The 25759-nt window shown below is 56.1% G+C and carries 26 protein-coding genes, 2 tRNA genes and 1 other RNA gene; 15 read left to right on the top strand and 14 right to left on the bottom strand.

All coding sequences use genetic code 11. The annotated features are described in order from the left end of the window. The first annotated feature begins 7 nt into the window (after nt 1-7). From efeO to phoH, 3 genes are all read left to right on the top strand, one after another. Complete coding sequence (gene efeO / locus CWM57_RS12205; protein WP_008805949.1) at nt 8-1135, top strand: iron uptake system protein EfeO; 1128 nt, start codon at nt 8-10, stop codon at nt 1133-1135. Between the two features lie 4 nt (nt 1136-1139). After that, nucleotides 1140-2423 carry an iron uptake transporter deferrochelatase/peroxidase subunit gene (gene efeB, locus CWM57_RS12200; protein ID WP_074386354.1) on the top strand — a complete coding sequence of 428 codons (1284 nt, stop codon included), beginning with the start codon at nt 1140-1142 and terminating at the stop codon, nt 2421-2423. 504 nt (nt 2424-2927) lie between these two features. Further along, complete coding sequence (phoH, locus tag CWM57_RS12195; protein WP_002898923.1) at nt 2928-3716, top strand: phosphate starvation-inducible protein PhoH; 789 nt, start codon at nt 2928-2930, stop codon at nt 3714-3716. A gap of 372 nt (nt 3717-4088) precedes the next feature. On the opposite strand, the gene CWM57_RS12185 is transcribed toward phoH, so the two are convergent. The 3 genes from CWM57_RS12185 to CWM57_RS12175 form a co-directional block, all read right to left on the bottom strand. After that, nucleotides 4089-4176, bottom strand: a tRNA-Ser gene (locus tag CWM57_RS12185). Between the two features lie 145 nt (nt 4177-4321). Then, a complete protein-coding gene (locus CWM57_RS12180) occupies nt 4322-4999 on the bottom strand; it encodes an isochorismatase family protein (RefSeq protein WP_002898927.1) in 678 nt (225 codons plus the stop codon). Between the two features lie 18 nt (nt 5000-5017). After that, nucleotides 5018-5878, bottom strand: coding sequence for a pirin family protein (locus tag CWM57_RS12175; RefSeq protein WP_061155105.1), 861 nt, complete (start codon nt 5876-5878; stop codon nt 5018-5020). A 114-nt stretch (nt 5879-5992) separates the two neighbouring features. Between CWM57_RS12175 and CWM57_RS12170 the strand changes: the two genes are divergently transcribed. Next, nucleotides 5993-6898 (top strand): LysR family transcriptional regulator, encoded by a 906-nt coding sequence (locus CWM57_RS12170; RefSeq protein ID WP_048265383.1) that lies wholly within the window; start codon nt 5993-5995, stop codon nt 6896-6898. Between the two features lie 189 nt (nt 6899-7087). Here the strand turns inward: CWM57_RS12170 and CWM57_RS12165 are convergent, their stop codons facing one another. Together CWM57_RS12165 and CWM57_RS12160 are read right to left on the bottom strand one after the other, a co-directional pair. Continuing rightward, complete coding sequence (locus CWM57_RS12165; RefSeq protein ID WP_074386608.1) at nt 7088-7660, bottom strand: TetR/AcrR family transcriptional regulator; 573 nt, start codon at nt 7658-7660, stop codon at nt 7088-7090. Nucleotides 7661-7754: 94 nt separating this feature from the next. Beyond that, nucleotides 7755-8618, bottom strand: a complete 864-nt coding sequence (locus CWM57_RS12160) for an arginase family protein (protein ID WP_100675981.1) — start codon at nt 8616-8618, stop codon at nt 7755-7757. Between the two features lie 98 nt (nt 8619-8716). Here CWM57_RS12160 and CWM57_RS28320 point away from each other — a divergent pair, with 98 nt between their 5' ends. Next, the gene (locus CWM57_RS28320; RefSeq protein WP_264755234.1) at nt 8717-8845 is read left to right on the top strand and encodes a hypothetical protein; all 129 of its coding nucleotides are present in this window, start codon (nt 8717-8719) and stop codon (nt 8843-8845) included. A gap of 117 nt (nt 8846-8962) precedes the next feature. Here CWM57_RS28320 and CWM57_RS12155 read toward each other — a convergent pair. Beyond that, nucleotides 8963-9099, bottom strand: a non-coding RNA gene (locus CWM57_RS12155) — RtT sRNA. 222 nt (nt 9100-9321) lie between these two features. After that, nucleotides 9322-9409, bottom strand: a tRNA-Ser gene (locus tag CWM57_RS12150). 268 nt (nt 9410-9677) lie between these two features. Here CWM57_RS12150 and ghrA point away from each other — a divergent pair. The 6 genes from ghrA (at nt 9678) to CWM57_RS12120 (ending at nt 13945) form a co-directional block, all read left to right on the top strand. Next, nucleotides 9678-10616: a glyoxylate/hydroxypyruvate reductase GhrA gene (gene ghrA, locus CWM57_RS12145; protein WP_100675979.1), complete on the top strand. Its 939-nt coding sequence runs from the start codon at nt 9678-9680 to the stop codon at nt 10614-10616. 88 nt (nt 10617-10704) lie between these two features. After that, nucleotides 10705-11442 (top strand): phosphatase, encoded by a 738-nt coding sequence (locus CWM57_RS12140; RefSeq protein ID WP_061155101.1) that lies wholly within the window; start codon nt 10705-10707, stop codon nt 11440-11442. Nucleotides 11443-11464: 22 nt separating this feature from the next. Continuing rightward, entirely contained in the window at nt 11465-12019 is a 555-nt protein-coding gene (locus CWM57_RS12135; RefSeq protein ID WP_074386351.1) for a molecular chaperone, read from the top strand. Between the two features lie 103 nt (nt 12020-12122). Next, on the top strand, nt 12123-12605 hold the full coding sequence (locus CWM57_RS12130; RefSeq protein ID WP_008805958.1) for a DUF1097 domain-containing protein: 483 nt from the start codon (nt 12123-12125) through the stop codon (nt 12603-12605). Between the two features lie 152 nt (nt 12606-12757). Beyond that, nucleotides 12758-13285, top strand: a complete 528-nt coding sequence (gene ymdB / locus CWM57_RS12125) for an O-acetyl-ADP-ribose deacetylase (protein ID WP_061155098.1) — start codon at nt 12758-12760, stop codon at nt 13283-13285. A gap of 66 nt (nt 13286-13351) precedes the next feature. Next, complete coding sequence (locus CWM57_RS12120; RefSeq protein ID WP_074386349.1) at nt 13352-13945, top strand: TetR/AcrR family transcriptional regulator; 594 nt, start codon at nt 13352-13354, stop codon at nt 13943-13945. 34 nt (nt 13946-13979) lie between these two features. Here CWM57_RS12120 and mdoC read toward each other — a convergent pair whose 3' ends face one another. Then, nucleotides 13980-15140, bottom strand: coding sequence for a glucans biosynthesis protein MdoC (mdoC, locus tag CWM57_RS12115; protein ID WP_100676030.1), 1161 nt, complete (start codon nt 15138-15140; stop codon nt 13980-13982). Nucleotides 15141-15391: 251 nt separating this feature from the next. Between mdoC and mdoG the strand changes: the two genes are divergently transcribed. The 3 genes from mdoG to CWM57_RS12095 all read left to right on the top strand — a co-directional run bounded on the left by mdoG (nt 15392) and on the right by CWM57_RS12095 (nt 19760). Then, the gene (mdoG, locus tag CWM57_RS12105; RefSeq protein WP_012968580.1) at nt 15392-16945 is read left to right on the top strand and encodes a glucans biosynthesis protein MdoG; all 1554 of its coding nucleotides are present in this window, start codon (nt 15392-15394) and stop codon (nt 16943-16945) included. Continuing rightward, nucleotides 16938-19466, top strand: a complete 2529-nt coding sequence (mdoH, locus tag CWM57_RS12100) for a glucans biosynthesis glucosyltransferase MdoH (RefSeq protein WP_100675978.1) — start codon at nt 16938-16940, stop codon at nt 19464-19466. The genes mdoG and mdoH overlap by 8 nt, the downstream gene beginning before the upstream one ends. Before the next feature lie 66 nt (nt 19467-19532). Beyond that, on the top strand, nt 19533-19760 hold the full coding sequence (locus CWM57_RS12095) for a YceK/YidQ family lipoprotein (protein ID WP_074386347.1): 228 nt from the start codon (nt 19533-19535) through the stop codon (nt 19758-19760). Here CWM57_RS12095 and CWM57_RS12090 read toward each other — a convergent pair whose 3' ends face one another. From CWM57_RS12090 to CWM57_RS12075, 3 genes are all read right to left on the bottom strand, one after another. Continuing rightward, entirely contained in the window at nt 19761-20147 is a 387-nt protein-coding gene (locus CWM57_RS12090) for a MysB family protein (protein ID WP_012542251.1), read from the bottom strand. 91 nt (nt 20148-20238) lie between these two features. Next, nucleotides 20239-21477 carry a multidrug efflux MFS transporter MdtG gene (gene mdtG, locus CWM57_RS12085; protein ID WP_008805966.1) on the bottom strand — a complete coding sequence of 413 codons (1239 nt, stop codon included), beginning with the start codon at nt 21475-21477 and terminating at the stop codon, nt 20239-20241. A gap of 170 nt (nt 21478-21647) precedes the next feature. Next, entirely contained in the window at nt 21648-22568 is a 921-nt protein-coding gene (locus CWM57_RS12075; RefSeq protein ID WP_074386346.1) for a Kdo(2)-lipid IV(A) acyltransferase, read from the bottom strand. A gap of 205 nt (nt 22569-22773) precedes the next feature. Between CWM57_RS12075 and CWM57_RS12070 the strand changes: the two genes are divergently transcribed. Continuing rightward, a complete protein-coding gene (locus CWM57_RS12070) occupies nt 22774-23838 on the top strand; it encodes a rhodanese-related sulfurtransferase (RefSeq protein ID WP_074386345.1) in 1065 nt (354 codons plus the stop codon). Here the strand turns inward: CWM57_RS12070 and CWM57_RS12065 are convergent. From CWM57_RS12065 to bssS, 3 genes are all read right to left on the bottom strand, one after another. Beyond that, entirely contained in the window at nt 23824-23937 is a 114-nt protein-coding gene (locus CWM57_RS12065; protein ID WP_002898988.1) for a DUF2770 family protein, read from the bottom strand. The genes CWM57_RS12070 and CWM57_RS12065 overlap by 15 nt on opposite strands. Nucleotides 23938-24008: 71 nt before the next feature. Continuing rightward, nucleotides 24009-25127, bottom strand: a complete 1119-nt coding sequence (solA, locus tag CWM57_RS12060) for an N-methyl-L-tryptophan oxidase (protein WP_074386344.1) — start codon at nt 25125-25127, stop codon at nt 24009-24011. A 126-nt stretch (nt 25128-25253) separates the two neighbouring features. Then, nucleotides 25254-25508, bottom strand: a complete 255-nt coding sequence (gene bssS / locus CWM57_RS12055; RefSeq protein WP_008805969.1) for a biofilm formation regulator BssS — start codon at nt 25506-25508, stop codon at nt 25254-25256. Between the last annotated feature and the right edge of the window lie 251 nt (nt 25509-25759).

Genomic DNA, 25759 nt, shown 5'->3' with positions numbered 1-25759 from the left:
GATGATCATGATGATTCATTTTCGCCGTAATGCGCTGCGGGCGACCGTGGCCGCGCTGCTCAGCTCTGCATTGGGTGCTCAGGCTGCGGATATCCCGCAGGTCAAAGTCACCGTCAACGACAAGCAGTGCGAGCCGATGCAGGTGACCGTTAAAGCGGGTAAAACCCAGTTTATTATTCAGAACCATAGCCAGAAAGCGCTGGAGTGGGAAATTCTGAAAGGGGTCATGGTGGTGGAAGAGCGTGAGAACATCGCGCCGGGCTTTACCCAGAAGCTCACCGCTAACCTGCAGCCAGGCGAATATGATATGACCTGCGGCCTGCTCACCAACCCGAAAGGGAAACTGATTGTCACCGGCGAAGCAACCAAAGACGCGGCGAAAGCGGATGCGGTGCTGAGCCTCGGCGACGCGATCACCGCTTACAAGGCCTATGTGACGGCGGAAACCGCGCAGCTGGTCAGCGGTACCAAAGCCTTTACCGACGCGGTGAAAGCGGGCGACATCGAAAAAGCGAAAGCGCTGTACGCCCCGACGCGCCAGCATTACGAGCGCATCGAGCCGATTGCCGAGCTGTTCTCTGACCTTGACGGCAGCATCGACGCCCGCGAAGACGACTTCGAGAAAAAAGCGGAAGATCCGAAATTCACCGGTTTCCACCGTCTGGAAAAAGCGCTGTTTGGCGATAACAGCGTCAAGGGGATGGAAAAATATGCCGATCAGCTGAACAGCGATGTGCTGGAGCTGCAAAAGCGTATCAGCGAGCTGGCATTCCCGCCGTCAAAAGTGGTGGGCGGGGCGGCCGGATTAATTGAGGAAGTCGCGGCCAGCAAGATCAGCGGCGAAGAAGATCGTTACAGCCACACCGACCTGTGGGACTTCCAGGCCAACATTGATGGCGCACAGAAAATTGTCGACCTGCTGCGTCCGCAGCTGCAAAAAGAGAACAGCGCGCTGCTGGCGAAAGTGGACGCCAACTTTAAGAAAGTGGACAGCATCCTCAGCAAATATCGCACCAAAGACGGTTTCGAGACCTACGATAAACTGACCACTGCTGACCGTAATGCGCTAAAAGGGCCGATCACCACCCTGGCGGAAGATCTGGCTCAGCTGCGCGGGATCCTGGGTCTGGACTAAGTCGATGGCACAACAGAAACCCCACGACGTGAACGAGCCGTCACGTCGTCGCTTACTGAAAGGGATCGGCGCGCTTGGCGGCGCGCTGGCCATCACCGGCGGCTGCCCGGTGGCGCATGCGGCAAAAGCGGAAAGTTCCCCCGGGACACTGGCACCCGACGCCCGTCAGGAAAAGCAGCCCTTCTACGGCCCGCATCAGGCGGGCATTCTCACGCCGCAGCAGGCCTCGATGATGCTGGTGGCGTTCGATGTGCTGGCGGCCGATAAAGCCGACCTCGAGCGCCTGTTTCGACTGCTGACCCAGCGTATCGCCTTTTTAACCCAGGGCGGCCCGGCGCCGGACACGCCTAATCCGCGGCTGCCGCCGATGGATTCCGGCATCTTAGGGGCGTGGATTGCACCGGATAACCTGACCATGACCGTCTCGGTTGGCCATTCGCTGTTTGATGAGCGTTTTGGCCTGGCGGATAAAGCGCCGAAAAAACTGCAGCCGATGACCCGCTTCCCCAACGATTCGCTGGATGCCGCCCTGTGTCATGGCGACCTGCTGCTGCAGATCTGCGCCAATACTCAGGATACGGTGATCCACGCCCTGCGCGATGTCATCAAACATACGCCGGATCTGCTGAGCGTGCGCTGGAAGCGGGAAGGGTTTATCTCCGACAGCGCGGCGCGCAGTAAAGGCAAAGAGACTCCCATCAATCTGTTGGGTTTTAAAGATGGTACTGCTAACCCGCCGAGCCATGACAGCGCGCTGATGGATAAAGTCGTGTGGGTGACAGCCGATCAGGACGAGCCGGCCTGGACCGTGGGCGGCAGCTATCAGGCGGCGCGCATCATCCAGTTTCACGTCGAGTTTTGGGACCGGACGCCGCTGAAAGAGCAGCAGACGATCTTTGGCCGCGACAAGCACAGCGGTGCGCCGCTGGGGATGAAAAACGAACACGATACCCCGGATTACAGCAACGATCCTGGCGGGGAGACGATCGCGCTGGATAGTCATATTCGTCTGGCCAATCCTCGCACGCCGGAAACCCAGTCCAGCCTGATGATGCGCCGTGGCTACAGCTATTCGCTGGGCGTCACTAACGCCGGGCAACTGGATATGGGACTGTTGTTCGTTTGCTATCAGCACGATCTGGAAAAGGGTTTTCTGACGGTGCAGAAACGGCTTAACGGCGAGGCGCTGGAGGAGTACGTCAAACCCATCGGCGGGGGCTACTTCTTTGTTTTACCCGGCGTGGTGGATGATAAGCACTATCTGGCACAGTCGCTGCTGCAGGCCTGATACCGACCCTGTCCGTGAGGGCAGGGCGTTTTCTGCTGTTTTTCTCTTTTTTATTATATTTCCTGCCATGTGTTATATTTCTGTAATACAAATGACCGATAGTTTCCTACACTTGCTTAAGAACTATTTGTTGCGTCATTGTGAAAAATAAGTTGCATTAAGAATCTTTTTTGATGTACTTATTACATACGCGGTAGTTCCCGGCAGTGTGACGTTTCACTATGGAGATCGCGAATGGTAAGGTCCCGTACCGGACAACGTAAAACCACAGACCGTACTCTTCAGCACGGAAGCCCCGCTTCCGGCAGCGATTTTCTTACCCTTTCTCCTTCCGCTTCAAATTATTACAACCTTGGCAGGGTACGCGGTGCGCGTAGCCGCGACTCGTTGTCAGTTCTACCGGCAAGCAATGGCTTACAAGGAAGCCAAACCTCAATCGTTCGTGCGCATAGTCGCGTCGATGTTGACGCGTGTGATGTAAACCTACAACGCAAGGTGCTATCCATGGGAAGACAAAAAGCAGTGATCAAAGCTCGTCGTGAAGCAAAACGTGTGCTGAGACGGGATTCACGTAGCCATAAACAACGTGAAGAAGAATCGGTCACATCGCTTGTGCAAATGAGTGGCGTAGAAGCAATTGGCATGGCGCGGGACAGCCGTGATACTTCCCCAATTGAGGCGCGCAATGAAGCTCAGGCGCATTATTTGAATGCCATCGACAATAAACAGCTGATTTTCGCCACCGGTGAAGCCGGATGCGGCAAGACCTGGATCAGTGCGGCGAAGGCAGCTGAAGCTCTGATCCATAAGGATGTGGACAGAATTATTGTTACCCGTCCCGTTCTGCAGGCCGACGAAGATCTCGGCTTCTTACCGGGAGATATCGCCGAGAAGTTCGCGCCCTATTTCCGACCGGTTTACGACGTGCTGGTGAAAAGGTTGGGGGCTTCCTTTATGCAGTACTGCCTGCGTCCGGAAATCGGCAAGGTGGAAATCGCGCCGTTCGCCTATATGCGCGGACGTACCTTTGAAAATGCGGTGGTGATTCTGGACGAGGCCCAGAACGTGACCGCAGCGCAAATGAAGATGTTTTTGACCCGCCTCGGGGAGAACGTGACGGTCATCGTCAATGGCGATATCACCCAGTGCGACTTGCCCTCTGGTGTGAGATCTGGCCTGAGCGATGCGCTGGCGCGTTTTGAGGAAGACGAGATGATCGGCATCGTGCGTTTCACCACCGATGACTGCGTGCGCTCGGCCCTCTGCCAGCGGACGCTGAAAGCCTATTATTAATCGTCATACTGTGAGCAAGGCCCGGGCTAGCCCGGGCTTTGTTGTTTTTGGGCATCCTCCTGGCGGCGCTGCGCCTGGACGGGCTACCTGGCGGGTACGATCTGGTAGCCCGGGAGAGGCATTGCTGCCGACCCCGGGGATGTCTGCGGTGCCACATGCGAAAAAAAAGCCCGTACTTGCGTACAGGCTCTCATCTTGAATATGGCGGTGAGGGGGGGATTGACTCGCTTCCCGGCGGTACTGCGCGTGGCCGGACTACCTGGCGGGTACGATCTGGTAGCCCGGGAGAGGCATTGCTGCCGACCCCGGGGATGTCTGCGGTGCCACATGCGAAAAGAGCCCGTACTTGCGTACAGGCTCTCATCTCGAATATGGCGGTGAGGGGGGGATTCGAACCCCCGATACGTTGCCGTATACACACTTTCCAGGCGTGCTCCTTCAGCCACTCGGACACCTCACCATATTGTCTTGCTGCTCACCTTGGGTGGGCAACGGGGCGCTACTATAGGGAGTTGCGTTAAAACGGTCAAGCATATTTTCTTCTTTCTCTACCGTTCGCTCACGCAATGAACAACACCCCGCTGCGGTACAGCGGGGCGGGGTTTTTAGCGCTGAGAATCCAGCTGTTCGTTATTCTTCACCACGTCCTGCGCTTTGCTGTAGCTTTCGATCAGCAGCTGGTAGGCCGGGAAGACTTTGGTGTACACCTCCGCCCATTCTGCGGCGTCCGGGCGATTCCAGGTGCGCTGCAGCTCAGAGGCGACGGCAGCGGTATCCATCGGCACTACGCCAGCCTGTACCACGCGAGCCAGGGTGATTTCCTGCGCCATTTTGCTGTAGGTGCCGGAAGCGTCAATCACGGCAAACACTTTATAACCGTCGGCGACAGCGGCGATAGCCGGGAAGGCCATGCAAACGCTGGTAATGGTTCCGGCGATAATCAGCGTCTTACGACCTGTCGCTTTCACCGCGGCGACGAATTCCGGGTTATCCCAGGCGTTAATCTCGCCTTTACGGGCGATGTATTTCGCATGCGGCGCATTTTCATGAATCTCCGGGATCAGCGGACCGTTCGGCCCCTGCGGCACGGAGGCGGTCGTGATCACCGGGATCCCGGCAAGCGACGCCATCTTGGCCAGCGCGGCGGCACGAGCGCGCAGCTCTGGCATTGGCATATCGCCGACGGTCTGGAACAGGCCGCTCTGGTGGTCAATCAACAGCATTGCGGTATCGTTAACATCAATCACCGGACGAGCGCCGTTAAAGTTAGCGGGAGTAGACATAGTATTCACCTCAATCAGTTAGATTTGGCCAAAGCGGCCGCTGTTAAAATCGCGAACGGCTTCTGCGATCTGCGTTTTGTTATTCATGACAAAGGGGCCATAACCCACAATCGGCTCCTGCAACGGTTCACCAGCCATCAGCAGAACTTTTGCCTGGGCGGTCGCCTCCAGATGCAGGGCGTCTCCTGTCTGGCTCAGGACGGCCAACTGACCTTCGCGGGCGGACTCGGAACCGTTGATGATCACTTCCCCTTCCAGCACCACCAGCGCGGTACTCCAGCCTTCCGGCTGGCGCAGCGTGAGGTCGTGCCCCTGATTCAGCTGCAGATCCCATACATTAAGCGGTGAGAAGGTATGGGCCGGGCCGCTGACGTCGTCATACTGGCCGGCAATAACCCGAACTTGTCCGGCGCCATTCGCCAGCGCGACGCTGGGGATCGTCCCGGCGGTAATGCTCTGATAGCCGGGGGCCGTCATTTTGTCTTTGGCGGGCAGGTTGACCCACAGCTGGATCATCTTCAGCTCGCCGCCGCTGCGGGTGAAGGCTTCCGAGTGGAACTCTTCGTGCAGGATCCCGGCGCCCGCCGTCATCCACTGCACGTCGCCCGGGCCAATCACTCCGCCGCGTCCGGTGGAGTCACGATGCTCTACTTCACCGGCGTAGACGATGGTGACGGTTTCGAATCCACGATGCGGATGCTCACCGACGCCGCGTTTATCGCTGCCTGCCGGAAAGGTGTACGGCCCGGCATAGTCGAGCAGTAAGAAGGGGCTCAGCTGCTGGCCGTGCGTCTGATAAGAAAACATCGAACGAACCGGGAAGCCGTCACCTACCCAATGCTGCGCAGGCGCGGTGTAGACTCCTGTAATCTGTTTCATGGCTTTCTCCTGTGTATCGGTATCTGATATGAATAAGCTTATATCCGGGACGACGTGTGCGGTAGTGAGCATAAATGACCTATACTGTTCCAAAAATGGAACAATGTAGGAAGGATGCAGGATCTCAATGACTTCGCCTGGTTTGTCCAGGTGGTAGACCATGGCGGTTTCGCCGCGGCGGGGCGAGCGCTTGACCAGCCGAAATCCAAGCTCAGCCGCCGCATTGCGCAACTCGAGGAGCGGCTGGGCGTGCGTTTGATTCAGCGAACCACCCGTCAGTTCGCGGTCACCGAGGTCGGGCAGACCTTTTATCAGCATTGCAAAGCGATGCTGATAGAGGCCGAGGCGGCGCAGCAGGCGGTCGAGACGCTGCGCGCCGAGCCGCGCGGTAGCGTCAGGATCACCTGTCCGGTCACCTTGCTGCATGTCCATATTGGACCGATGCTGGCGCGATTTATGGCGCGCTATCCCGGGGTAACGCTGCATCTTGAAGCGACCAACCGCCGGGTGGATGTGGTCGGGGAGGGGATTGATGTGGCGATCCGCGTCCGTCCCCGGCCCATCGAGGACAGCGATCTGGTGATGCGCGTGCTGGCGGACCGCGGGCACCGGCTGGTGGCCAGTCCGGAGCTGATTTCCCGACTCGGGCGCCCGCAGGCGCCCTCTGAACTGAGTGCCTGGCCGGGGCTCAGCCTGGGGGCGAACAAGCATCAGCATAAATGGCAGCTCACCGGGCCTGAGGGAGCGAGAGCGGAAGTGTATTTCACGCCGCGAATGGTGACCACCGATATGCTGGCGCTGCGCGAGGCGGCGATGGCGGGCGTCGGCGTGGTGCAGCTTCCTTTATTAATGGTGCGCGATCAGCTGGCGTCAGGAGAATTAGAGGTGGTACTGGATGAGTGGCAGCCGCGGCGGGAAGTGATCCATGCGGTATTTGCCTCACGGCGCGGGCTGCTGCCCTCCGTCAGGGCGCTGGTGGACTACCTCAGCGAAGAGTATCAGCGGATGGAGGAGGATTGATGGGTAGGCAGAGGTTTTTTGTCGGAACTCATATGTGAAAAGCGTCCGTACTTTTTCACGCACTCTTCGCAATCGCGTAGGGGCGTGAAAGATTGCTCACTGTGTGAGTCGTTTGCCGCTTGAGAGCGTTGGCTGTTTTAAGCAACCTCTGGTTTTTTCGATACATCGTTTTACTATGACCGTCTGGTATTATTTAAGCAATTTTGCCATAACGTCAAAAAACATTGGCAGATCATCCCTGAATGAGAAGGTCGTGTTTATTGCCTGACGAGCGATTAAACCGTCAATAAGGGCAAAAATAATGATCGTGACTTCTTCAAGATTAATATCGCGACGAAATTCTCCGGCAGCGATACCCTCCTGGATGAGCCGCGCGAAGCTTTTCCGCATGATGTCATCGCTGGAGATATACGTTTTTCGCAGTTCTGGATTGCGCGCAGACTCAGCCATGATTTCAACCCAAAGTTGATGCGTGATAGGGTAACCGATCTCACTAATACAGGACGTGACTTGTGCACAAAGGCGATCAAAATAAGAGCCTGCATAGGTCGCATTATGGGCAGTCAACGCGGAGTTCTGTTCTTCCAGTACAATAGCCTTAACAAGTTCATCCTTACTTTTGAAATACGTATACATTGCTCCTTGACTGATTCCTGCCCGGGTAGCGATTTCACGTACGCTTGTCGCACTAAAGCCTTTTTCCGCAAAGCAGGCAGCTGCAGCCGTAATCAACTTATGGTAGGTTTCGGTTTTTTTTAACATATCGGCATCTTGGTTAATTCGGTGCCCAGACTTTAACGCGCTTTTATGCAAGGAGCCAGAGCTAAACTCTGTCGTCTGGCTCCTGGATTTCGTCTTACTTTAGCAGGGGTAATTCACTGAGCATGTGCTTGAGATTCAGCATGTCCCAGGGCAAATGTTCAGCAATTGTCAGGCCAACGGGGACTGCTTTTGTCGTCGTTGCCGCAATCAGATTGAGTACATCCTCAATCGTCAGTTTGCCTTCAGCAACGTCGCCAAAATCGTGTTTTCCGCGCCCCGGTTTTGCAAAAAGAACGGAGCGGAACAGAGACGGGTCGAGAACGTCCAGATCGATATGGATCGCCAGATACGCAATCTTTTCTTTCGATATCCACTCCAGGACTTCATCTTCGCCGCTTTTAACCTGTTCAGGTGTTAGCGTCGTAATGTTATGGCGAGTGAGGTATTCAGCTTCATAAGGAAGTAGATCGTGGATACCGGCAATCATTATTTTTGACGGGTTAAGTTTGGTTCTTACATGGGCAACTAAATCGTTATCACCCGTACCCATTAGCGCACCAAGTACATGGGCATGCGCGTTTGGATATTGTTCAGCAGTCTGTACGTCAGGATGCGAGTCAATCCAGAGCACACCGAGTTTGTCTCCGTACTTATCGAGCAGGTGGGCGAAAGGCGCCAGCGAAACCAGGCAGTCTCCGCCTAAAATGACAATGCTATTGGGATCATGTTTTTCAATCAGTGTGGCAGCATTACTGAGCTGCCTGATGAGGGATGGCTTAGCCGTGATGCCATTAATCCCTGGCAATGGCTCTGTTGTTGGCAACTCAACAGGAACAGTCTCAACGGGCCCTTTTGCTTCAGGAGAGAGAAACGAGAGGAGCTGTGAGCCAAGATAGTAGGGAGGATTGTTACCGCCTTGCCATTGAGGAAATATAAGTCGCAGTGTTTTGCTAGTCATTGGTACCTTCTGTATTGTCATGCGCTAAAATGAATGAACGTTCATTCATTTTTACATTGAGTTACGGTCGATACGCAAGTAACAAAGCACTTTCGTTAATGCATAACGTACACCATCCGGAGCTAGATGATTTTCGTTATGCCGGGTGGCTCAAAGCGGAAGAGGGGATAGTGTTGGCGAACATCTTCGCTGCGCTGTTAATCGTGCGAACCAAAGGCTGGCTTTGACAATACTGCGTAATGTCAAAGCCAGTTGTCGAACCCCGGTCGGGGATTCTCATCCCCCCCAGCGGAGAATATAAAAGAAAAGAGCCCGTACTTACGTACAGGTTCTCATCTCGAATATGGCAGTGAGGGGGGATTGACTCGCTTCGCTCGCCCCTGCGGGGCAGCCCGCTCGCAGGCTCGCGGTCTGTCCAACTGGCGTTGCCAGTTGTCGAACCCCGATCGGGGATTCTCATCCCCCCCCAGCGGAGAATATAAAAGAAAAAAGCCCGTACTTGCGTACGAGCTCTTCTTAAAATATGGCGGTGAGGGGGGGATTGACTCGCTTCGCTCGCCCCTGCGGGGCAGCCCGCTCGCAGGCTCGCGGTCTGTCCAACTGGCGTTGCCAGTTGTCGAACCCCGGTCGGGGATTCTCATCCCCCCGGCGGAGAATATAAAAGAAAAAAGCCCGTACTTGCGTACGAGCTCTTCTTAAAATATGGCGGTGAGGGGGGGATTCGAACCCCCGATACGTTGCCGTATACACACTTTCCAGGCGTGCTCCTTCAGCCACTCGGACACCTCACCATATTGTCTTTCCCGTTGTTGTCGGGAACGGGCGCTAATGTAGGGAAATACGTATCGCCCGTCAATCAACTTTTTGCAAAAAAAGCGCGTTTAGACAAACTTCGAGCAACTTGCTCCTTAAACGCGCGAAATCCGTTTTTTTTGTCGCCAGTGCCTTTTCCCTTTTCGCTCGGGAGAATTTTGTTATGCTGGCAAACCAATAGAAAACAATGAGTAAAATAAGACGCCAGCGTCAATCGGCCAAAGGCGTCTGCTATCAGGAGCCCCTATGGAGATTATTTTTTACCATCAGACCTTTGATACCCCATTCTGGATCCGTGAGCTGGAAAAACAGTTACCCGGTGCGCGGGTGCGCGAGTGGAAAGCGGGTGACAACCAGCCGGCTGACTATGCCCTGGTCTGGCATCCGCCGGTAGAGATGCTGCAGGACCGGGCGCTGAAGGCCGTGTTTGCCCTCGGGGCGGGCGTGGACTCAATCCTGAGTAAGCTGCGCGACCATCCGGCTATGCTGCCGCTGTCGATTCCGCTGTTTCGCCTCGAAGATACCGGTATGGGACGGCAGATGCAGGAGTATGCCGTGAGCCAGGTGTTGCACTGGTTCCGCCGCTTTGATGACTATCAGGCGCTGAAGCTGGCTTCCCGCTGGCAGCCGCTGCCCGAGTATCGCGCCGACGAATTTACTGTCGGTATTATGGGCGCCGGCGTGCTGGGGGCGAAGGTCGCGGAAAGCTTGCAACCCTGGGGGTTCCCGCTTCGCGTCTGGAGCCGTAGCCGCAAATCCTGGCCACAGGTGCAGAGCTTCGCCGGTCAGGCCGAGCTGGGCGAATTCCTGCAGGGCACACGCGTGCTGATCAACCTGCTGCCGAATACCGCTGAAACCGCCGGTATTATTAACCAAACGCTGCTGGCGCAGCTGCCGGATGAGAGCTATGTCCTTAACCTTGCTCGCGGCGTGCATGTCGTTGAAGAGGATCTGCTGGCGGCGCTGAACAGCGGTAAGCTCAAAGGGGCGATGCTCGATGTCTTCAGTCGCGAACCGCTGCCGCAGGAGAGCCCGCTATGGGCGCATCCGCGGGTGGCCATGACCCCCCATGTGGCGGCAGTGACCCGTCCAATGGAAGCTATCACCTACATTGCGGGGACCATTAACCGGCTTGAGCGAGGGGAACCGGTAAGCGGTCAGGTTGACCGCCAGCGCGGTTATTAAGACGAGAGAACCCCGCTACGGCGGGGTTTTTGCTAATCAATAGCCCGGTTTCCTGCTATTCTTGCGGCAAACAGAAGAGGAGAATGTGATGTATCCCGTTGACCTGCACATGCATACCGTCGCCAGCACCCACGCCTACAGCACCCTGCACGATTATATTGCGGAAGCAAAGCGTAAAGGGATCAAACTCTTCGCCATCACCGACCATGGCCCGGATATGGCGGATGCCCCGCACTACTGGCACTTCGTTAATATGCGCATCTGGCCTCGCCTGGTAGACGGGGTGGGGATCCTGCGCGGTATTGAGTCGAATATTAAAAATATCGAAGGTGAGATCGACTGCTCCGGGCCGATGTTAACCTCGCTTGATCTGATCATCGCCGGATTCCATGAGCCGGTGTTCCCTCCGCAGGATCGTGACACCCATACGCAGGCGATGATCGCCGCGATGGCCAGCGGTAAGGTGCATATGATTAGCCATCCGGGTAATCCGAAATTCCCGGTGGATATCCCGGCTATTGCCGAAGCGGCGGCCCGCTATCAGGTGGCGCTGGAGATTAATAACTCCTCTTTTATTTCATCGCGCGTGGGCAGTGATGATAACTGCCGAGCTATCGCTGCGGCGGTGCGTGATGCCGGGGGATGGGTGGCGCTGGGCTCGGACTCTCACACTGCCTTTACCCTCGGGGAATTTACCGAATGCCGCAAGATCCTTGATGCGGTCGATTTCCCGGAGGAGAGGATCCTCAACGTTTCTCCGCGTCGCCTGCTCAACTTCCTCGAGTCGCGGGGCATGCCGGCGATCCCGGAATTTGCTGACCTTTAATTTGTATAACTGGAATAACTGAATGAACGAGTTTTCAATCCTCTGCCGCGTGCTGGGTTCGCTGTATTACCGTCAACCGCAGGACCCGCTGCTGGTGCCGCTGTTTACCCTGATCCGTGAGGGCAAACTGGCTGGCAGCTGGCCGCTTGAGCAGGATGAACTGCTGGCGCGTCTGCAGAAAAGTTGTGAGATGCAGTCCCTGGCGACGGACTATAATGCGCTGTTCGTCGGTGAAGCCTGCAGCGTGCCGCCGTACCGTAGTGCGTGGGTGGAGGGTTCCTCGGAAGCAGACGTTCGGGCTTTTATGAGCGAACACGGCATCCCGACAGGGGAAGGTCCGGCGGATCATCTCGGATCGCTGCTGCTGGCCGCCTCCTGGCTGGAAGATCATGCCACAGAAGACCAGAGCGAGACGCTGGAGCTCCTGTTTGCCGACTATATCCTGCCATGGTGCGGGACGATGCTGGGCAAAGTCGAAGCCCATGCCCACACGCCGTTCTGGCGCACCATGGCACCTTTGACCCGCGACGCCATCGCCGCGATGTGGGACGAGCTTCAGGAAGAAGATGAGCAATAATATGTGATGTAAATCACTATTTGAATGCAACTGAAATTAGGTTCATTCATATACTGTGTTTTAGATCTCATTCTTCCGGCGCGTATCTGCTAGGATACGCGCCATGAACATACTCTTCGCAATCGCATTAACGACGGGCATTCTCTCCGGGATTTGGGGATGGGTGGCGGTCGCTCTCGGCCTGCTGAGCTGGGCCGGTTTCCTCGGCTGTACGGCCTATTTCGCCTGCCCGCAGGGCGGTCTGAAAGGTCTGGCTATCTCCTCATGCACAGTAATGAGCGGCGTGGTCTGGGCATTAGTGATTATCCACGGTAGCGCACTGGCCCCGCAGCTGCAGATCCTCAGCTATATGATGACCGGTATCGTCGCCTTCCTGATGTGCATTCAGGCGCGACAGACATTGCTGTCGTTTGTACCGGGCACCTTTATCGGCGCCTGCGCCACCTTCGCGGCAGACGGCGACTGGCGCCTGGTGGTGCCTTCCCTGGCGTTGGGTCTGGTTTTTGGCTATGCCATGAAGAATAGTGGCCTGTGGCTGGCGGCCCGCGCGGGCAAACATAAATCGTTCGCTAATGACAACGCCTGACCGGCGAAACAACAAGCTCAACAGGACCCTTAGGGTCCTGTTTTTTTTAGCTTCCCGTCGCCAGGGCTGAGGGATAATCTTGCTCCCGGGGGCGGGAATGCCCTAGTATCGGCAGAAAGCCGTATCCACGCGCTATGCCGACAGGAGGAGAAATGGCTGTTCAACCTGAGGTAATTCTCGGCGATATTACGACGCTTGATGTCGATGTGATTGTTAATGCGGCAAACCCCTCGCTGCTGGGCGGTGGCGGGGTGGATGGCGCGATCCACCGGGCGGCCGGTCCGGCGCTGCTGGCGGCTTGCAAACAGGTGTTGCAGCAGCAGGGCGAATGTCCCCCCGGTCACGCGGTGATCACTATTGCGGGCGATCTTCCCGCCAGCGCGGTGATCCACACCGTGGGCCCGGTCTGGCACGGCGGCGACCGCATGGAAGCGCAAACCCTGGCCGATGCTTACAAAAACAGTCTGCAGCTGGCCTCGGCAAACAACTATCGCTCCATTGCGTTTCCGGCGATCAGCACCGGCGTGTATGGCTATCCAAAAGAGGAAGCGGCGGAGATCGCCGTACGTACCGTCACCGCGTTTCTCACTCGCTATAACCCGCTTGAGCGCGTCCTGTTCGTCTGTTTTGACGAGGAAACGGCGGCTGTCTATCGTCGCCTGCTGGCGTCATACCCCTGATTCAACAGAATAGGCTATGATAACCGCCAGTATTGACGGGAATGATGGGTAGCAGGAGGGAGCAGGGTGTCAGAAGGAAAAGTACAGCAGAAGCAGCAGGCGCGCCGCGCGGAGATCGTCGCCGCTGCGCAAAGGTGTTTTGCTGAAAAGGGGCTGCACGGCGCCTCCGTCGCCGATATTGCCCGCGAGGCGGGCCTGAGCGTCGGTCAGCTGTATCGTATTTTTGCCAGCAAAGAGGCGATCATCGAAGCGATTGTCAGCGAAATCGTCAACGCCAGGGTCGGGGAGATGATCGATGAGAACCACAATCTGGCGCGCAAAGCGGCGGTGCTGGCCGGCAGGATCCCGACGTCGGCAGCCACCAAAAGCGATAATTATCTGCTGATGGAAATCAACGCCGAATCCTCGCGTAATCCACGCTTGCGTGAGATCATGGTGCAGGCCGATCTACGGTTGAAAGAGGAGGGAGGGCGTCTGTCGCAGCGCTACCATCCCGGGCTCAGCGATGCGCGGCGCAATGCCGCATCAGAGCTCATCGCTGTTCTGACGGAGGGGGCAGCCTACCGCTGTGAGCTGAACGCCTCCACCCCGGTCGATAAGGCGGATTTAGAAGCCCTGTATAATATGATTTTCGACCGGCTCTTTGACGAGCAAGGGTAATGCGACACGCCTGGCGTGCCGCACCCGCGGCAAATTAGCTGGCCGAAGCCGGGGTTTTGGCCGGTTTGTTCATCGGTTTACCGGAGAACAGGAAACGCAGCAGCGGAATGCGCAGGTGAATTTCATACAGGATCAGCGCGATACCCACCACAAAAACCAGCCCGACAATAAAGCCTAAGGTATTGGACTTGATGGCCGGGGTGATCCACGCCCCGTAGAGCAGCGTCAGCGGGTGGTGCACCAGGTAAATAAACAGCGAAGCATTGACGAAATAGGTTACGCGCGCCGACTGGAAGTTCAGCAGTCGATGGCCGAGCGAAAAGACCACATTGACCATCCACAGCCCCAACACCATAGTGATCACCGATTCGGTTTCGTACATCCAGCTGTCGCCGGACCCGTACTGCTGATTCAGTCTATAGGCGATAAACCCGAGCAGCGCTGCGGCGCAGCACCACGGCGACGGAGTGGTGAACATGGTCTTTAAGCGCGGGTTAATGAAAGTCTGTGCGCCCAGCACAAAGAAGGGCAGATAGAACAGCGTCTGCATCACAACGAAATTAAACAGACCATTGCTCAGCAGGGGCGGGTAGATCAGGAACAAGGACCGACGGATCAGCGCGTAAAAGACCCCCAGCGCAAGGAAAATCATCGTCAACTGGCCCATAGTGACAGTGTCACTGAAGGCGAGGCCGTGGCCAGCCGGGCGGCGTGTCAGCCATTTAAACAGCACCACCCCCAGCGAGGTCAGTACCACCAGAACCAGTAAAAACCACAGGTGGGAAATGAGCTCCCAGGCCAGGGTGTTAAATTTGTCGTATATGGAAAGGGTATGCCAGTTTTCCGCCTTGCCGTTGACGTACTGCAGCATAATAAACTGTGGCAGCGTCAGCAGCGGGATGGCGGTCAGCATCGGAATACCGACTCGTTCGACGCGCACTTTCCACCATTTTTTCAGCGGGTAGCGCAGAAATAGCATGTAGGAGAAATAGCCGGAGATGACGAAGAAGACCTGCATGCGAAAGGCATGGATGAAGTCATTAAACAGCGTCAACCACCACGAGGGTTCGGCGCTGTTGACATGCCAGCTGTGGCTGGAATAAATCAGCGAAATGTGGAAAGGGATCCCCAGCAGCATCAACCAGGCGCGGATGCTGTCGAAGAAATATTCACGCTGTACCGGAGTATTATTCATACGATTCACGACAATCTCAGATAATTCGTCTTATCACTCAAGGTGATAACGCTTACATTATCAGCAACCCTACATGAACTCGGGGTAACTGTCTCCAGGATAAGCACTCAAAGTGCAAACGGGACAGCGAACTGTTTATTCCCTGTGCCGCCAGGCTGAACAAAGCAGGGATTATGTTGTCGGATTGCCTGAGTTTCCATTAAAATAGATCGGATCGATTTAAGCACACAAAGGGGGAAGTGCTTACTTATATGAAACATAAACCACAGATGATGAAAATGCGTTGGTTAAGCGCAGCCGTAATGTTGTCCCTGTGTACTTCATCTGCATGGGCGTTTAGCATTGATGACGTTGCAAAAGAGGCCAAAACGTTAGCCGGGAAAGGCTATGAAGCGCCGAAGAGTAACCTGCCCTCCGCTTTCCGCGACATGAAATACGCGGACTACCAGCAAATTCAATTTAATCACGATAAAGCTTACTGGAATAACCAGAAAACCCCATTCAAGCTTGAATTTTACCATCAGGGGATGTACTTCGACACGCCGGTCACCATCAATGAAGTGACGGCGACCAGCGTGCGCAAAATTAAATATAGTCCGGACTATTTTAACTTTGGTAACGTCCAGCACGATAAAGACACAGTGAAAGACCTCGGTTTCGCTGGCTTCAAAGTACTGTATCCGATCAACAGCAAAGATAAGAACGATGAAATCGTCAGCATGCTCGGTGCCAGCTACTTCCGCGTGCTGGGTCAGGGTCAGGTTTACGGTCTGTCCGCGCGTGGCCTGGCTATCGATACCGCGCTGCCGTCCGGCGAAGAGTTCCCGCGTTTTCGTGAGTTCTGGATCGAACGTCCAAAAGCCACTGACAAGCGTCTGACTATCTATGCGCTGCTGGATTCCCCACGGGCAACCGGCGCCTATCGCTTTGTCATCATGCCGGGACGCGACACCGTCGTGGACGTGCAGTCCAAAGTTTACCTGCGTGACAAAGTCGGCAAACTGGGTGTGGCGCCGCTGACCAGCATGTTCCTGTTCGGTTCCAACCAGCCTTCTCCGACGCTCAACTATCGTCCGGCGCTGCACGACTCCAATGGTCTGTCGATCCTGGCCGGTAACGGCGAGTGGATCTGGCGTCCGCTGAACAATCCGAAACACCTGGCTGTCAGCAGCTATGCGATGGAAAACCCGCAAGGGTTCGGCCTGCTGCAGCGCGGCCGTCAGTTCTCGCGCTTCGAGGATCTCGACGATCGTTATGACCTGCGTCCAAGCGCCTGGATCACCCCGAAAGGGGACTGGGGCAAAGGGAAAATCGAGCTGGTTGAAATCCCGACCAACGATGAAACGAACGATAATATCGTGACTTACTGGACGCCGGATCAGCTGCCGGAGCCGGGCAAGGAGATGAATTTCAAATACACCATCACCTTCAGCCGCGATGAAGACAAGCTGCATGCGCCAGATAACGCCTACGTTATGCAGACCCGCCGCTCTACCGGCGACGTGAAGCAGTCGAACCTGATCCGCCAGCCGGACGGCACGGTTGCCTTCATTGTCGACTTCACCGGCGCCGATATGAAGAAACTGCCAGCGGATACCCCGGTCGCTGCTCAGGCGAGCACCGGCGATAACGCGGAAATCGTTGAAAATACCGTGCGTTACAATCCAGTGACCAAAGGCTGGCGGATGATCCTGCGTTTGAAGGTCAAAGATCCGAAGAAAACGACGGAAATGCGTGCCGCACTGGTTAACGGTGATGACACGTTGAGCGAAACCTGGAGCTATCAGCTGCCTGCCAATGAATAAGATAACGAAGTACATTGACGCATTGCCGCTGTCGGACGCCGAGAAATCGGCGCTGCCGGACACCAGTCTGCAGGCCGTTCACCAGGCCCTGGATGACGAACATCGGCATTTCGCCCGCGAAGACGACGCCCCGTTAGGGTCAGTGAAGGCGCGACTGGCGCACAGCTGGCCGGATTCTCTTTCTGGCGATCAGCTGGTGAAAGATGACGAAGGTCGTACCCAACTGCATGCTATGCCGAAAGCCAGGCGCTCCTCGATGATCCCGGACCCGTGGCGTACTAACCCGGTCGGCCGCTTCTGGGACCGTCTGCGCGGACGCGATGTCACGCCACGCTATCTCTCCCGCCTGACGCAAGAAGAGCGTGAGAGCGAGCAAAAATGGCGTACCGTCGGGAGCATTCGTCGCTACATCCTGCTGTTGTTGACGCTGTCGCAGACCGTGGTGGCCACCTGGTATATGAAAACCATTCTGCCTTATCAGGGCTGGGCGTTGATCAACCCGGCCGACATGGTGGGGCAGAACCTGTGGATCTCTTTCATGCAGCTGCTGCCGTATGTGTTGCAGAGCGGCATCCTGATCCTCTTCGCGGTACTGTTCTGCTGGGTTTCCGCCGGCTTCTGGACCGCGTTAATGGGCTTTCTGCAACTATTGATTGGCCGCGACAAGTACAGTATTTCCGCCTCGACGGTCGGTGACGAACCGTTGAACCCGGCGCACCGTACGGCGCTTATTATGCCGATCTGTAACGAAGACGTTGATCGCGTTTTCGCCGGGCTGCGGGCGACGTGGGAGTCGGTGAAAGCGACCGGTAACGCTGCTCATTTCGACGTCTATATTCTCAGCGACAGCTATAACCCCGATATCTGTGTTGCTGAGCAAAAGGCGTGGATGGAGCTGATTGCTGAAGTGCAGGGCGAAGGGCAGATTTTCTACCGTCGTCGTCGTCGTCGCGTGAAGCGTAAGAGCGGCAACATCGATGATTTCTGCCGCCGCTGGGGCAGCCAGTATAGCTATATGGTGGTGCTGGACGCAGACTCCGTGATGACCGGCGAGTGTCTGAGCAGCCTGGTGCGCCTGATGGAAGCGAACCCGAACGCCGGGATCATCCAGTCATCCCCGCGCGCCTCGGGCATGGACACGCTGTATGCGCGTTGCCAGCAGTTTGCCACCCGGGTGTACGGTCCGCTGTTTACGGCGGGTCTGCACTTCTGGCAGCTGGGGGAGTCCCACTACTGGGGACACAATGCCATTATCCGCGTGAAGCCGTTCATTGAGCACTGCGCGCTGGCGCCGCTGCCGGGCGAGGGTAACTTTGCCGGGTCGATCCTGTCGCACGACTTCGTCGAAGCCGCGCTAATGCGCCGTGCCGGCTGGGGGGTGTGGATTGCCTACGATCTGCCGGGCTCCTATGAGGAGCTGCCGCCGAACCTGCTGGACGAGCTGAAACGCGACCGTCGCTGGTGTCAGGGCAACCTGATGAACTTCCGCCTGTTCCTCGTCAGAGGGATGCACCCGGTTCACCGGGCAGTGTTCCTCACCGGCGTGATGTCGTACCTGTCGGCGCCGCTGTGGTTTATGTTCCTTGCCCTGTCGACGGCGCTGCAGGTGGTGCATGCCCTGACCGAGCCGCAGTACTTCCTGCAGCCGCGTCAGCTGTTCCCGGTGTGGCCGCAGTGGCGTCCGGAGCTGGCCATCGCGCTGTTCGCTTCGACCATGGTGCTGCTGTTCCTGCCGAAGCTGCTGAGTATTATTCTGGTGTGGTGTAAAGGGCCGAAAGAGTACGGCGGGTTTATCCGCGTCACGCTCTCTCTGCTGCTGGAGGTCCTGTTCTCGGTCCTGCTGGCGCCGGTTCGCATGCTGTTTCACACCGTCTTCGTGGTCAGCGCCTTCCTCGGCTGGGAAGTGGTGTGGAATTCGCCGCAGCGTGATGATGACTCCACACCGTGGGGAGAAGCCTTTATGCGTCACGGCTCGCAGCTGCTGCTGGGGCTGGTATGGGCAGTCGGAATGGCATGGCTGGATCTGCGCTTCCTGTTCTGGCTGGCGCCGATCGTCGTCTCGCTGATCCTGTCGCCGTTCGTGTCGGCGATCTCCAGCCGGGCGACCGTGGGCCTGCGCAGCAAGCGCTGGAAGCTGTTCCTGATCCCGGAAGAGTATTCGCCGCCGCAGGTGCTCAAGGATACCGACGCGTACCTGACGCTGAACCGTCAGCGTTCACTGGACGATGGCTTTATGCACGCGGTATTCAATCCGTCGTTTAACGCCCTCGCCACGGCGATGGCCACCGCGCGCCATCGTCATGGTCATATCCTTGAGATCGCTCGCGAGCGCCACGTTGAGCAGGCGCTGAATGAAACGCCGGATAAGCTGAACCGCGATCGTCGACTGGTGCTGTTGAGCGACCCGGTGACCATGTCGCGTCTGCACTATCGCGTCTGGGCCACGCCGGAGAAATATTCATCGTGGGTCAACGCCTATCAGCAGTTAGCGCTTAACCCGCTGGCGCTGAAAACGAAATAAGCCGTACGTAAAGGAAAATACCGGCAGCGATGCCGGTATTTTTTTATCTGAAACACGAGGTTGTGGATGCGAATACTACCGATCATTGCCATGGTGCTGCTGCTGAGCGGCTGCGGCAGCATTATCAGCCGGACGGTGCCCGGGCAGGGGCATGGCAATCAATATTACCCGGGCGTGCAGTGGGACGTTCGCGACTCGGCATGGCGCTATCTCACCGTTCTGGACCTGCCGTTCTCGCTGGTGTTCGATACGCTGCTGTTGCCGCTGGACGCCAGCCACGGGCCCTATAACTGATTAACGCTCGTCCCACTCGTCTGCTGCCGTCTGTCCCTCTTCGGTATCCAGCGAGGGTTCGAGCTGGAATTCGCCTTCATCCCACTCATGAAGCGTATTTTCTTCCAGCCACTCCTGGCGTAGCTCTATCTCATCATAATCCCCGTCGAAGACGCTCTGCGCAGCTTCGCCGCTGAGCATCGGTAAACATTCACCTTGTTCGTCTTCGTCAGCAAAAAATTCGGCCTGCCATGCGATATCACCATCCTGCAGCACATACTTTTGAATATTGAGCTGCTCAACGTTAGCGCTCTCTTCATCGCTGTCAGGATTATTGGCGAGAAATTCTTCGCGTGCTGCATCAATAGCTTCTTCGAGCGTGGCATAGAACATCGAATCCTTTGGCATAGCGAATCTCCTGAGAAGAATATGAATTGAACACGATTCAATCTATAGAAGGCGGTAGCCATGGCGTCAAGGGGCAGGGCCCCTCTGGACATTAATTTACTGAATGGCGGTCAGGCTGCGACGCTTCCGCTGCAGGTCGGCGCAAGCTGAGGGTCGAGTAAATGGCGTTAAACAACACCACGCCAGCGGTGACCAGGAATACCGCGCGGAAGCCGTAGTTGGCGGACACCGAGGCGCCTATCAGGGGGCCGGTAACGTTGCCAATATCGCGGAACGACTGGTTATAGCTAAAGATACGCCCGGAGATCTGGCTGGTGGAGTTATACACCAGCAGGGTTTGCACCGCCGGCAGCAGTGCCCCGTCTGCGGCGCCGAGCAGGAAACGCAGGATACCCAGCTGCAGTGGAGTCTGAACAAACGACATCGGGATCAGCAGCAGCACCGAGATAATCAGCGCGACGATGAGGATCTTTTCCGGTCCGATACGATCCCCGAGCCTGCCCAGACGAGGGGCGCTCATCAGCGCGGCTATTCCCGGCACCGAGGCGATCATCCCGCTAATAAAGGCGATGTTACTGACGTTGCCGGCCAGGTCGCGCACGTAAAGCGTCAGAATCGGCGCAATCGAGCCGGTGGCTACCTGAATTATCAGCGAGGTCACAAACAGGCTGAGCACCAGTTTGGGATTCTGTAGCGAGGAGAAAACCTCTCTGGCACTGAGCATCTCTTTTTTGGCGATCGGCACAAAATTTTCGCGGATTAAAAACAGGGTAAACAGAAAACAAATGAACAGCACCGCCGCGGTCATAAAGAAGACGGTACGCAAGCCCCAGTGGTCGGCCAGAAAGCCGCCCGCCAGTGGGCCGAGCAGGGCGCCGCTCACCGCGCCGGTTGACAACGTACCCAGCGCCCAGCCGCTTTTATGGCGCGGGATCTGCGTCGCAATCAGGGCGTTGGCGTTAGGAATAAAGCCGCCCAGCAGGCCGAGCAGCGCACGCAATAGCAAAAACTGCCAGATATTCTGTGCCATCCCCATCAGCATCATGACTACGGACATTCCGAGGGCGGAACGCAGCAGCATAATTTTTCGTCCTTTGCGGTCAGCAAGACCGCCCCAGAACGGTGAGGCAATGGCGGAGAAGAGGAAGGTGATACTAAAGACCAGCCCGGACCACATGTTCAGCGCGCTATGCCCGGTGACCCCGAGCTGTTCGACATAGAGTGGCAGAAAGGGCATGACCAGACTGAAGGCGGCGCCAGTTAAAAAGCAGCCGAGCCAGGTCACGGTCAGATTTTGTTTCCAGTTAATGGGGGTATCAGCAGAGGACATAGGGTTCCACTGGCCTGCGCGGCAGGTCAAATTAAGAGAAAATATGAGCCTGCTAATTATGCGCCTGGGAAATAAATGCCGCAATGGAGGAGAGCTTTTAAAGCTAAAGCAGAGCCTAAAGCATGAGCGAGAAGCGCATTCCCGGCCACATGCGCGGCCGGGAAAAGGGATCAGTAGCGGGAGGGCATGCCCTCGGGGCGGGTTTTGAAGCGGCGGTGGAGCCACATATATTGTTCCGGGGCCATCATGATGCACTGCTCAACGATCTTGTTCATCCAGGCGGCCGTGGTTTCCGCGTCGTCCAGCGGCGGGGAACACTCTGGCGGCAGGATAATCAGTTCATAACCTTTACCATCCGGTTTGCGACGCGGGACGAAGGGGACGATGCAGGCTTTGGACATTTTCGCCAGCATCCAGGTGCCGGAGGTGGTCGCCGCCTGGTCGACGGCAAACAGCGGGGCAAAGACGCTGGCGGTCGGGCCGTAATCGTGATCCGGCGCGTACCACACCACTTCACCTTTTTTCAGCGCCCGGATCATCCCTTTCAGATCCTTACGGTCAATCATGTCCTTATTTGAGCGCAAGCGGCCCCAGGTCTGCAGCCAGTCGATCACCGGGTTGTCGTTGGGACGGTAGACGCCAATTCCCGGCTCGTTCATACCGAACATTCGCGCGCCCATCTCGAGGGTCAGGAAGTGAATACCGATCAGCAGAATGCCGCGCTGCTGCGCCTGCACATCGCGGATATGCTCAAAGCCGATGGTGTCGGTCCAGTGGGCGATACGACGAACCGGCCAGAACCAGGCCATCCCCGTCTCCATCAGTCCCATACCCACTGATTCAAAATTCATCACCACCATTCGGTGACGTTCCTGCTCGCTTTTCTCTGGGAAGCAGAGTTCAAGGTTGCGGTAGGCTATCTTCGCCCGACGCTTCATAAAGCGCATGGCCAGTCGGCCGATGGCATTTCCCAGGCGGTAAATCAGCGGATAGGGCAGTTGGACAACCAGCCACAGCAGGCCAATACCCAGCCACAGCAGCCAATAGCGCGGATGCAACAGCGCCGGAGAAAATTTAGGCAAATGAGTCATTTCATACCCGTATCAGTGAGCAACGTCTTATATTATCGCATTTTTTTACCGGCCAGCCAAAGGCGGCGACAGTCAGCTCGTTTTGTTAAACGGGGCGCGACCGGGTGAGAAAAATGTAGCGTAAAATGTAGGGATGTAAATTAATAAGCTTTGCTATATCATGCCCGCCGTTTATTCCCTCATTTCTATGTCGAGCAGGTACACCATGCCAGTGTTACACAACCGCATTTCAAATGAGACGTTAAAAGCGCAAATGCTGGCTGAGACCGAGCCGCGCACGACGATCTCATTCTATAAATATTTCACCATTGTCGACCCGCAGGCCACTCGCGATGCGTTATGGGTTGCCTTAACGCAGCTGAAGGTCTTTGGTCGTATTTATCTGGCCCGGGAAGGGATCAACGCGCAAATCAGCGTGCCGGAAAGCAATGTTGAAGCGCTGCGTGAGTTTCTGTATGGCTTCGATCCGGCGCTGGCGGGGCTGCGTTTCAATATCGCCCTGGAGGACGATGGGAAATCGTTCTGGGTGCTGCGCCTGAAAGTGCGCGACCGTATTGTTGCCGATGGTATCGACGATCCTTCTTTCGATGCTTCCAATGTGGGGGATTATCTCAAGGCGGCGGACGTCAATGCCATGCTTGACGATCCGGATGCGGTATTTATCGATATGCGTAACCACTATGAATATGAAGTGGGCCATTTCGAAAACGCGCTGGAGATCCCGGCGGACACCTTCCGCGATCAGTTGCCGAAAGCCGTCGACATGATGCAGGACCACAAAGACAAGAAAATTGTCATGTATTGCACCGGCGGTATTCGCTGTGAAAAAGCCAGCGCCTGGATGAAGCATAACGGTTTCAATCAGGTCTGGCACATCGAGGGTGGGATTATTGAGTACGCCCGCCGCGCCCGTGAGCAGGGGCTGCCGGTCCGTTTTATTGGCAAAAACTTTGTCTTTGATGAGCGGATGGGCGAGCGGATCTCCGATGACGTCATCGCGCACTGTCACCAGTGTGGCGTGCCGTGCGACACCCATACCAATTGTCTGAATGATGGCTGCCATCTGCTGTTTATTCAGTGCCCGAGCTGCGCTGAGAAGTTTGCCGGTTGCTGTAGCGAAGCCTGCATGGAAGAGCATAAGCTGCCGGAAGAAGAGCAGCGCCAGCTGCGCGCCGGACGCGAAAACGGCAATAAAATCTTTAACAAATCGCGTGGCCGACTGAATACCAAACTCGGGATCCCCGAGCCTGAGTCGTCAGAAAAACCATAACCAGACGAGATCGATGATCGCCAGCAGCAGCCAGAGCGCAAGGTAGATCATAAAGTGCTCGCGCACGTTGTTGACCAGCATATTAAACAGGCGACGCATAACCATTCTCAATGACTAACGGCCTCGACAGAGGCCGTTTTTTTCCCCGGCGGCAAGCGTGCCGCATTCCATTATGAGCTAAAGCGCGCCAGCGAGAAGGGCGTCAGGTTAAAGGTCGACGTCTGTCCCTGAGCAAACTGACTGGCAATTTCTCCCAGCACCGGCGCAAACTTAAAGCCGTGGCCGCTCAGACCGGTGATCAGCAGTGTGTCAGGTCTGCCTGGGAGCGTATCGATGATAAAATCCTCATCGACCGTGTTGTCATAGGTGCAGGAGGCGCCGTGCAGACAGCCGCCGATCCCGGGCAGGACGTTACGTAAAAACGGAAAGGATTCGGAACCATCGCTGCCGACGGCGCCAAACGCCGATCGTTCCTGCGGCGTGGTGATAGGCTGGCCGCCGTTATGCTTGCCGATCTTTAGCTCATTATCTTCCGCCGGGAAACCGTAGTATTGATCGCCGTTGGGCAACTCGCCGGTGAACGCCGGAAAATGATTCTTGCTGCTGTAACGACCATCGGCCTGGAACCAGGCGAAGACCTTGCGTACCGGCTGAACAGGAAGCTCCGGAAGCAGGCGGGTGACCCAGGTGCCGGCGCTGATCAGCAATTTCTTTCCGTGATATTCACCGTCAAGGGTATCAATGGTGACTCCGTCTGCATGGTGATGAATGGCCGAGACCGGGCAGTTGAATAGCTGCGCGCAGCCTGCTTCCCGTGCCAGACGGATCCAGGTCTCGACAGCCAGCTCACTGCGCAGTACGCCGGAAGCCGGTTCGAAAATCGCCCGATAGTCGTCGGGAAGGCGTATCTCCGGCCAGCGCTGCATGACGGCCTGAGCATCTAACTCTTCAACCTCAAGTTTGAACGCCCTGGCGCTGGCGGCGACGTTGGCCAGGAAAGGAGAGCTGGCGGGGCCGAGGTTAATGACGCCGGTGCGTTCAAAAACCGCTTCGCCACTGATTTCAGCCAGTTCATCCCACAGCTGCTGGGCGCGCAGCACTAGCGGAACATATTTTTCACCTTCGCCATAAGCGTGACGGATAAGACGGCTACTGCCATGATGGCTGCCCTCCTGATGGGGAGGCTGGTGGGCATCGGTCATCAGAACATTGAGTCCGGCACGACGCGCATAATAGCCAGCGGCGGCGCCGACCGATCCGCTGCCGATAATGATAAGATCGTATTGCATGGTGAGTTCCGGGTAATTGCCTTATTAGCAGGGTAATTAACTCCCTTCGCTTATACAAGCCCGAAAATAATTCAGGCACCCGCAGGTGCCTGTTAAGACTATTGTTAAGTCATTCCATGTATCGCGTTAATGTCTGCGGTACTCGTTTTCCTGGTATTCGCCAGATTCAATCTTCGCAATGCCTGCTTCCAGGATTGAAATAAATTGACGTGCGACGTCCGTCGTTAGCCATAGCGTCTGGCCAATTTCAGCATCATGACTGTTTTCTTGAGTGGGGTTCTGGTAGTGCAGGCGCAACATCAGCGCATCGTAGCTATCAACGGTGCTGATGTCCCATCCAACGAGGGGATGGGTCTGAATGACTTCATTATTTTTTTCCATCATAACCCCTTATTCATATGTTAAAAGACAACAATTCTCGAGGTTTAATGCATGTTTTTTGAAGCAAGTTAATTATATCAGGGATCAAGAATAAACTCGAGAAATTAAATGAAAGGCAGCATGATTTTCTTGTTTTCGCCGCTTTTTTACGCAAGATAAGCGTGAGAAATGGCCATTTTAGTCGATATTAAGCAGAATAATCAGGAATATTCTGAACATGAGGCGGGGATAAAAAAGCCGGGGCGACCCGG

The organism is Klebsiella sp. G-Nf4, assembly GCF_002810615.1.
GTDB classification, from domain to species: Bacteria; Pseudomonadota; Gammaproteobacteria; order Enterobacterales; family Enterobacteriaceae; genus Klebsiella; species Klebsiella variicola.
This window is presented reverse-complemented; position numbering and strand designations above follow the sequence as displayed.

Coding starts and splice junctions, on each gene's coding strand:
- efeO (WP_008805949.1), top strand. CDS start 8: ATGATGATTCATTTTCGCCGTAATGCGCTGCGGGCGACCGTGGCCGCG.
- efeB (WP_074386354.1), top strand. CDS start 1,140: ATGGCACAACAGAAACCCCACGACGTGAACGAGCCGTCACGTCGTCGC.
- phoH (WP_002898923.1), top strand. CDS start 2,928: ATGGGAAGACAAAAAGCAGTGATCAAAGCTCGTCGTGAAGCAAAACGT.
- CWM57_RS12180 (WP_002898927.1), bottom strand. CDS start 4,999: ATGTCTACTCCCGCTAACTTTAACGGCGCTCGTCCGGTGATTGATGTT.
- CWM57_RS12175 (WP_061155105.1), bottom strand. CDS start 5,878: ATGAAACAGATTACAGGAGTCTACACCGCGCCTGCGCAGCATTGGGTA.
- CWM57_RS12170 (WP_048265383.1), top strand. CDS start 5,993: ATGCAGGATCTCAATGACTTCGCCTGGTTTGTCCAGGTGGTAGACCAT.
- CWM57_RS12165 (WP_074386608.1), bottom strand. CDS start 7,660: ATGTTAAAAAAAACCGAAACCTACCATAAGTTGATTACGGCTGCAGCT.
- CWM57_RS12160 (WP_100675981.1), bottom strand. CDS start 8,618: ATGACTAGCAAAACACTGCGACTTATATTTCCTCAATGGCAAGGCGGT.
- CWM57_RS28320 (WP_264755234.1), top strand. CDS start 8,717: ATGCATAACGTACACCATCCGGAGCTAGATGATTTTCGTTATGCCGGG.
- ghrA (WP_100675979.1), top strand. CDS start 9,678: ATGGAGATTATTTTTTACCATCAGACCTTTGATACCCCATTCTGGATC.
- CWM57_RS12140 (WP_061155101.1), top strand. CDS start 10,705: ATGTATCCCGTTGACCTGCACATGCATACCGTCGCCAGCACCCACGCC.
- CWM57_RS12135 (WP_074386351.1), top strand. CDS start 11,465: ATGAACGAGTTTTCAATCCTCTGCCGCGTGCTGGGTTCGCTGTATTAC.
- CWM57_RS12130 (WP_008805958.1), top strand. CDS start 12,123: ATGAACATACTCTTCGCAATCGCATTAACGACGGGCATTCTCTCCGGG.
- ymdB (WP_061155098.1), top strand. CDS start 12,758: ATGGCTGTTCAACCTGAGGTAATTCTCGGCGATATTACGACGCTTGAT.
- mdoC (WP_100676030.1), bottom strand. CDS start 15,140: ATGAATAATACTCCGGTACAGCGTGAATATTTCTTCGACAGCATCCGC.
- mdoG (WP_012968580.1), top strand. CDS start 15,392: ATGAAACATAAACCACAGATGATGAAAATGCGTTGGTTAAGCGCAGCC.
- mdoH (WP_100675978.1), top strand. CDS start 16,938: ATGAATAAGATAACGAAGTACATTGACGCATTGCCGCTGTCGGACGCC.
- CWM57_RS12095 (WP_074386347.1), top strand. CDS start 19,533: ATGCGAATACTACCGATCATTGCCATGGTGCTGCTGCTGAGCGGCTGC.
- CWM57_RS12090 (WP_012542251.1), bottom strand. CDS start 20,147: ATGCCAAAGGATTCGATGTTCTATGCCACGCTCGAAGAAGCTATTGAT.
- mdtG (WP_008805966.1), bottom strand. CDS start 21,477: ATGTCCTCTGCTGATACCCCCATTAACTGGAAACAAAATCTGACCGTG.
- CWM57_RS12075 (WP_074386346.1), bottom strand. CDS start 22,568: ATGACTCATTTGCCTAAATTTTCTCCGGCGCTGTTGCATCCGCGCTAT.
- CWM57_RS12070 (WP_074386345.1), top strand. CDS start 22,774: ATGCCAGTGTTACACAACCGCATTTCAAATGAGACGTTAAAAGCGCAA.
- CWM57_RS12065 (WP_002898988.1), bottom strand. CDS start 23,937: ATGCGTCGCCTGTTTAATATGCTGGTCAACAACGTGCGCGAGCACTTT.
- solA (WP_074386344.1), bottom strand. CDS start 25,127: ATGCAATACGATCTTATCATTATCGGCAGCGGATCGGTCGGCGCCGCC.
- bssS (WP_008805969.1), bottom strand. CDS start 25,508: ATGGAAAAAAATAATGAAGTCATTCAGACCCATCCCCTCGTTGGATGG.